Consider the following 965-nt stretch of genomic DNA (forward strand, 5'->3'; position numbering starts at 1 on the left):
GTGCCCGCCGCTATGCAGGCACGCACCACGCCCTCGCCCGATCGGGCATAGGGGCCAACGAGGTTGATCAGCACCGACCCTGCCGCGGCGAAGGCGGCAACCTGGTCGTCGTCGCCGACGTCGACCTTCATCAGCGGCGGTGCCGGTACCGCACGTTCGGCGCACTGCCGGCGCACCTTGTCGGGGTCCCGGGCACCGACGGCGAAGGTGAGTCCGAGTTCGTGGGCTCTCGCTGCGAGGTAGCCGAGGGTCTCCGATCCGGTGATCCCGGTGGCGCCGAGGAGGAGCACATCGAACCGGCGCGCAGTCATCCCTTCACCGCGGGGATCGGGCGACGTCGAATGCACGGGAGTGGGGATCACGGAACACCTTCTTGCCTAGGAAGTCGCAGCCAAGATGAGCATAGGCGGAAGGAAATCATGTCGGGTCAACGCGTCCACCCTCCGGATGAACTGTGTCTCGGCCGTCAGGTCGAGGTAGGAGGTGCCCGCCGCTATGCAGGCACGCACCACGCCCTCGCCCGATCGGGCATAGGGGCCAACGAGGTTGATCAGCACCGACCCTGCCGCGGCGAAGGCGGCAACCTGGTCGTCGTCGCCGACGTCGACCTTCATCAGCGGCGGTGCCGGTACCGCACGTTCGGCGCACTGCCGGCGCACCTTGTCGGGGTCCCGGGCACCGACGGCGAAGGTGAGTCCGAGTTCGTGGGCTCTCGCTGCGAGGTAGCCGAGGGTCTCCGATCCGGTGATCCCGGTGGCGCCGAGGAGGAGCACATCGAACCGGCGCGCAGTCATCCCTTCACCGCGGGGATCGGGCGACGTCGAATGCACGGGAGTGGGGATCACGGAACACCTTCTTGCCTAGGAAGTCGCAGCCAAGATGAGCATAGGCGGAAGGAAATCATGTCGGGTCAACGCGCGGCGGTGGCCCCAACGGCCGGGCCGGAGAGATCGGCCGATGCGGAG

Annotated in this window: 2 protein-coding genes; both read right to left on the bottom strand. The window is 67.9% G+C overall.

The window, feature by feature from the left end; translation table 11 throughout:
- The coding region (locus Y705_RS17420) for a saccharopine dehydrogenase NADP-binding domain-containing protein (RefSeq protein ID WP_173401047.1) at positions 1-362 on the bottom strand (362 nt) is incomplete at its 3' end.
- 15 nt (positions 363-377) lie between these two features.
- On the bottom strand, positions 378-845 hold the full coding sequence (locus tag Y705_RS0104535; RefSeq protein ID WP_026531986.1) for a saccharopine dehydrogenase NADP-binding domain-containing protein: 468 nt from the start codon (positions 843-845) through the stop codon (positions 378-380).
- Between the last annotated feature and the right edge of the window lie 120 nt (positions 846-965).

The sequence above is a fragment of the Arthrobacter sp. H41 genome (assembly GCF_000520535.1).
In the GTDB taxonomy this organism is placed as follows: domain Bacteria; phylum Actinomycetota; class Actinomycetes; order Actinomycetales; family Micrococcaceae; genus Arthrobacter_D.